This window comes from Paracoccus sp. PAR01 (genome assembly GCF_014851995.1).
GTDB classification, from domain to species: Bacteria; Pseudomonadota; Alphaproteobacteria; order Rhodobacterales; family Rhodobacteraceae; genus Paracoccus; species Paracoccus litorisediminis.
Genome location: NZ_JACVAW010000008.1, coordinates 185,643 through 191,650 on the forward strand (window position 1 = coordinate 185,643; position 6,008 = coordinate 191,650).

The following is a 6,008-nucleotide window of genomic DNA, read 5'->3' on the forward strand; positions in this document are numbered from 1 at the left end:
ATGGGTCGGCGGTTAGGATGACGCACGGATTAACAGCACATCTGATCGCACGAACCCGATTTCAAATAAATCGACGAATCTCCGACACTCCAAAGCAGCCGCAGATGGCATGGGTCCGAGATGCCGACCTCGCTGCCATTCGCTGCATGTGCGTCATGTGGAGAGCAAGCTGGTTCGCGCCCGACATGTCGGACGGTAAGCTGGCTGATAAAGGTGCGGCATCGCAGTCGCCGCAATATGGCCGAGGCGGACCATTATGGACTGGGGAATGACGGGTATCGCGAGCCCTCAGGTGCCGTTCGCGCAGAGCGGCGCGAATGCGGTTGCAGCAAGTTTTGCGCAATCCCAAGCGGTCGGTCAACCAAGCGGATGTTGTTGCCGCGCTCTCCGAAGCTGACGCTCAGGCCAAGCGCCGCGAGATCGCGGGTCGTTTCGCGCAGTGCGGATGAGGCTGCCGCCTAATTGCTACTGCAAGCAGGTTGCGCTGCATCCGCCTCTGGCTCCAACATTTGCCCCTACCCAGCAGCATATATGTAACGGATACCCATGGAGTCGGTATATTTTTGAAAGACGACCAGATTAAGCCCGTTTACTTGAAGATATCGGCTTTGCTAGCGTCGGCGCAGAGATCCCCGGACCAAGGACATGCCCGATGCCCCTTGCCACCTCTCGTCGCTTTCCTGCCCTGATTTTTGTACTTGCCATTGCCGCCACCCATCCGGTGCTCTCGCCAGCCCGCGCACAGGAAGCCGCACCCGCGCAGACGGTCCTTGTCCAGACCACCGCCATGCGCGAGATCCATCCCGAATTCACCCATCCCGCGGTGATCGAGGCCGAGCAGAAGGCCACGATCCGGCCCTTCACCACCTCGCAGGTGGTCGCCAGCTATGTCCTGCCGGGCGCGGTGGTGAAAAAAGGCGACCTGCTCTTTGAAATGGACGACCGCGAGGCCCGTTTTGCCTTGGCTGAGGCCAAAGCTGCGCTGGCCGTGGCCCGCGCCCAGCAGGGCGAGCGGCAGTTGGAATTCGAACGCAAGCAGACCCTGGTTCGCCGACAGTCAGCGGCGAAATCGGAGCTGGATCTGGCCACCGCGCAACTGGATGCCGCCAAGGCCCAGGTCGCTTCAGCGCAGGCCGCAGTCGAGCGTGCCGACAAGGTCGTGGCCGACACCAGGATCTATGCTCCGTTCGAGGGGCGGATCAGCGCCGCCTATGCCAGCGTGGGCGATATCGTGATGCCCAACAACCCGACACAACCACTGCCTTTGGCGGAAATGGTCGCGCTCGATCCGATTTACGCGTTGGGTTTTATCAGCCAGCAGAATTACGACATCTTCATCCAGCGCCGCGATGACATGCGTGCCGCGCAGGTCGAAATCCCCAAGCTGGTGCTGACCCTGGTCCTGCCCAGCGGGCAGGAATATCCTCATACCGGCAAGTTCGTCAGTTGGGATTTTCAGGCGGCGGCCACTCGGGGCTCGATCGCGGCCCGCGCCGAATTCGCAAACCCTGACGGGGTGCTACTGCCCGGCATGAATGTCACCATCCGGGGCAATGCCGCGCAAGCCGTCAACGCCGTGACCGTGCCGCAGCGCGCCGTCGGGCAGGATCAGCAGGGCCATTACGTGATGACCGTGGATGCCGAGGGCAAGGTCCTGCGCAAGAACATTCAGGTCGGCATCCGTGACGGCGCTGACTGGACCGTCATCGACGGGCTGGAGGAAGGCGCGACCGTCATCGTCGAGGGGCTGCAAAAAGTCCGCGAGGGCGTCAGCGTCAAGACCGAACCATTCAAGAAATGACCTGGCCGCACGGGGATTGAACCGATATGGGACCGCAGTTTTTCATCCGCCGGCCACGATTTGCCTTTGTCATCTCGATCGTCATCACCCTGATGGGGTTGCTGACCTTGGTTGTCATGCCGATCGACCAATATCCCGACATTGCGGCCCCCAAGGTCGTGGTGCGCGCTAACTTCCCTGGCGCCAGTGCCGATACGGTGCGCGATTCCATCGCCTCACCCATCGAATCGCAGGTCAACGGGACCGAGGGCATGGTCTACATGTCCTCGAAATCAGCCAGCGACGGCAGCTATACCCTGACCATCACCTTTGAGATCGGCACGGATGCCGATCTGGCGCAGGTCGATGTGCAGAACCGCGTCAAGCTGGCCGAGGCGCAATTGCCCGAGGAAGTCCGCCGTCGCGGCGTCAGCGTGCGCAAGCGCAACCCCGACATGCTGATGGTCGTCAACCTGCTATCCCCGGACGACCGCTTCGACCGCGTGTTCCTGTCGAACTATGCCAGTCTGAACATCGAGGCCGAGCTGGGTCGCCTGCCCGGCGTGTCAGAGGCCAGCATCATCGGCGCGCTGGATTACGGCATGCGGGCGTGGCTCGATCCGGTGAAGCTGGCCAATCAGGGCATCACCGTCAATGAGGTCGTCGCCGCCATCCGGGACCAGAACATTCAGGCCGCGGTCGGGCAGCTTGGCGCCGCGCCCAGCCCCGCCACGACTGAGTTCCAGTATGTCCTGACCGCGCAGGGCCGACTGAAGAATGAGGAGGAATTCGGCAATATCGTGCTGCGCGCCGATGCTGGGGGTTCGGTCCTGCGGCTTTCCGATGTGGCCCGCATCGAGCTGGGGGTCGAGGTCTACAAAGGCTACGGCGAGTTCAACAACGCGCCGGGCGTGCTGATGGCGATCTACAAGCTGTCCGACGCCAACTCGCTTGATGTCGCCAAGGCGGTCCGCGCCAAGATGGACGAACTATCCGCCGATTTCCCAGAAGGCATCGAATATGCCGTCGGCCATGACACGACGCTTTTCATCGCCGCCTCGCTTGAGGAAACCGCGATCACGCTGATCTTCACCGTGCTGCTGGTGATCGTCGTGACCTATATCTTCCTTGGCAGCGTGCGGGCGACGCTGATCCCGGCGATTGCCGTGCCGGTGTCGATCATCGGCACGCTGGCGGTGCTTTACGCGCTTGGCCTGACCATCAATACGGTGACGCTGTTCGCGCTGATCCTTGCCATCGGGGTGGTCGTGGACGATGCGATCATCGTGGTCGAGAACGTCGAGCGGCTGATGCATCACGACGGGCTATCCCCGCGCGAGGCGACGAAAAAGGCCATGCAAGAGGTCGCGGGGCCGATCGTCGCCACATCATTAGTGCTGGCGGCGGTCTTTGGCCCGGCCACGCTGCTGCCCGGCATCACCGGGCGGATGTTTGCGAACTTCGGGACGACGCTGGTGGTCTCGGTGCTGATCTCGATGATCAATGCCATGACGCTTAGCCCGGCGCTGGCCGCGACCCTGATGAAATCCGGCGGAGAGCCGAATTTCGTCATCCGCGCCTTCAACCGCTTCTTCGACAAGGTGACGAATGCCTATGTCGCCATCGTCGGCTGGCTGGCGCATCACCTGCTGATCAGCGTCGCGCTGATCGTGGGCATGTTCGCTGCGCTGTTTTTCCTGTTCACCCATACCCCCACCAGCTTCATTCCCGATGAGGACAAGGGCTTTTTCATTGTCGACGTACAATTGCCGCAGGCCGCCGCGCTGGGTCGGACCGAGCTGGTGATGGACAAGATCGGCGATGCGTTGAAGGCCGACGAGTCGGTCGAGAACGTCCTGTCGGTCAACGGCTATTCGATCCTGAACACCGCGTTGCAATCGAATACCGGCATGATCATCGCCAAGCTGAAACCGTGGGAGGAACGCAAATCTGCCGAGCAGTCACAGGCCGCCTTGCAGCGCAAGTATCAGGCCCAGTTCGCCCAGATCCCCGAGGCGGTGGTAACGGTCTTTGGCGCTCCGGCCATTCCCGGTCTTGGGACAGTCGCCGGCTTCTCCTACGTCCTTGAGGACACCCAAGGCCGCACGCCGGATGAGCTGGCACAGGCTCTGCAAACCCTGATCGCCGCCGCCAACGCGCGCCCCGAGATTGCCCGCGCCTTCAGCACCTTCAACGCGGGCGCGCCGCAACTTGAAATCGTCGTCGACCGCCTCCGCGCCAAGACGCTGGGCGTGGCGATCAGCGACATCTTCATGACGCTGCAGACCGAGCTGGGCGGGGCCTATGTCAACGACTTCAACCTGTTTGGCGAAACCTACCGCGTCATGGTTCAGGCCGATGCCGAGTTCCGCCAGAACGAAAGCGACCTGAACGACCTTTATGTGCGCAATCATGGCGGGGAACTTGTGCCGCTGAGCACGCTGGTGACGGTCAAGCCCAGCCGAGGCGCGGATGTGCTTTACCGCTACAACACCTACAATTCCGCGACGATCACCGGCATCGCCAACGGTCCCGGCGGGTTCAGCTCTGGCAATGCCATGGACGCGATGGAGCAGGTCGAGGCGGCCAATGCTTTGCCCGGCTTCCGCTCGGAATGGACCGATTCCAGCTTTGAGGAACGCAAATCCGGCAATGCCGTACCGATTGCGCTGGGGCTGTCGCTGGTCTTTACCTTCCTGTTCCTGGCCGCGCTTTACGAATCCTTCCTGACCCCTTTCGCGATCATCCTGTCGGTGCCAATTGCGCTGGTGGGGGCGCTGCTGGGCACGGGCCTCGCCGGGCAACCGCTCAGCCTTTACGGCCAGATCGGCTTGCTGCTTCTGATCGGGCTTGCCGCCAAGACTGCCATCCTGATCGTCGAGTTCGGCAAGTCACTGCGTGAAGTCGAGGGCATGGACCTGTATGAGGCCACGATCACCGCCGCCCGGTTGCGCTTCCGTCCAGTGATGATGACCAGCCTTGCCTTTATCGCTGGGGTGTTCCCGCTGGTCATCGCGACCGGCGCGGGCGCGGCCAGCCGGGTGTCGCTGGGGCTGGCAGTGTTTGGCGGCACGATCATGTCGGCGGTGGCCGGGACGATCTTCGTGCCGATCTTCTTCATGCTGATCCAGACTTTGCGCGAAAAGGTCCACGGAGGACGGACCAAGGCCCCGGAATAGCGCCGCTCCGGCGGGGACGTCAGGCAGCGCAGAGGCGCGAAGAACAGGAATTCGGTATAGTCCTCAGCCTACATGATCTTTTGGTTGGTCAATGGACGCCAGTTGGCCAACGCCTTGCCCTGACATCCTGCCGAGTTCGGGCTCTGTACGGGAAAAGGAAAAATAACGACAAAAAGCCGCGAGACACCCGTAGATGTTAATTTCCACCCAGAAATGACCCGGAGTTTGGAGTGCCCCCTCGGGCTGGACCACGGGGCACTACCCGCTCGCAGCCTAAGTAGTGGGTCGATGCTAAAACATGCCAACCTGAAGCCGGACATCGCCACAGATCCACGAGCCTCGACGCCAGAAATCCAAGCGAAGTCCTGCCCCCAGCCTGCGGCTCAGAACACCCATGGCTGCGCATCGATTGCCGGCTGCGTTAGCAATAGTGGAGTTCGGCAGATGGCCTCGATCGGACTGTTTCAGGTGCTGGATATCGCTGATGCCGGTGGCCTCGACAAACAGGCTGGCGGTATTGCGGATCTGGTAGGTGGTCTTGTCGGTGGCCAGCCAGCGTTTCCTTGCGGCCCGTCAGGCGGTCGGCGATTGCAGTGATCGTCGGATCATAGGCTGGCTCGGGGTTGGGGATGGCAGGGGGCGGAGCATTGGTTGCGGCGACTGGCGGTACAGGTTCGTCTTACCAGTCAGATGCTCGGCAAGATCGAGCGCATCCGCGAAATCCGGCTCGGTGCGCTTGCTGGCCCCGAGATAGGCTGCGGCACGGCCTTGCAGATAGATCCGCCGGGCATCCAGAAATTGGTAATGGTCGAGCCGCTCCAGGCCGGCGGCCTCACCAGCACCGCGCAGGATCTTGGCTCTGACCGCGTCACTCAGGACTTCGCCAGCAGCGCGCTGCATGAACTCATCCACGCGGGGGAGAGTAAGCGGCGCCTGTGCCCCACCTTCCGCATTTTCACGTGACCTGAGATTTCGCGCCTGATGGAGATTGGGCGGGAGTTTCGCGATGGCGACTACGGTGGAGTTTCTCAGGGACTATGGGGTGGACA

4 protein-coding genes are annotated in these 6,008 nt (G+C 62.0%); all 4 read left to right on the top strand.

Annotated features, from left to right (window positions below):
* The first annotated feature begins 652 nt into the window (after positions 1-652).
* The 4 genes from IB235_RS14325 (at position 653) to IB235_RS14340 (ending at position 5,922) form a co-directional block, all read left to right on the top strand.
* A complete protein-coding gene (locus IB235_RS14325; RefSeq protein WP_192337278.1) occupies positions 653-1,801 on the top strand; it encodes an efflux RND transporter periplasmic adaptor subunit in 1,149 nt (382 codons plus the stop codon).
* 26 nt (positions 1,802-1,827) lie between these two features.
* A complete protein-coding gene (locus IB235_RS14330) occupies positions 1,828-4,959 on the top strand; it encodes an efflux RND transporter permease subunit (RefSeq protein WP_192337279.1) in 3,132 nt (1,043 codons plus the stop codon).
* A 288-nt stretch (positions 4,960-5,247) separates the two neighbouring features.
* On the top strand, positions 5,248-5,556 hold the full coding sequence (locus IB235_RS14335; protein WP_192337280.1) for a hypothetical protein: 309 nt from the start codon (positions 5,248-5,250) through the stop codon (positions 5,554-5,556).
* 54 nt (positions 5,557-5,610) lie between these two features.
* Complete coding sequence (locus tag IB235_RS14340; protein ID WP_192337281.1) at positions 5,611-5,922, top strand: hypothetical protein; 312 nt, start codon at positions 5,611-5,613, stop codon at positions 5,920-5,922.
* Positions 5,923-6,008: the final 86 nt, after the last annotated feature.

What these genes read in the sequence shown, in the direction of transcription:
- IB235_RS14325 (WP_192337278.1), top strand. Translation starts at nt 653, where the DNA reads ATGCCCCTTGCCACCTCTCGTCGCTTTCCTGCCCTGATTTTTGTACTT.
- IB235_RS14330 (WP_192337279.1), top strand. Translation starts at nt 1,828, where the DNA reads ATGGGACCGCAGTTTTTCATCCGCCGGCCACGATTTGCCTTTGTCATC.
- IB235_RS14335 (WP_192337280.1), top strand. Translation starts at nt 5,248, where the DNA reads ATGCTAAAACATGCCAACCTGAAGCCGGACATCGCCACAGATCCACGA.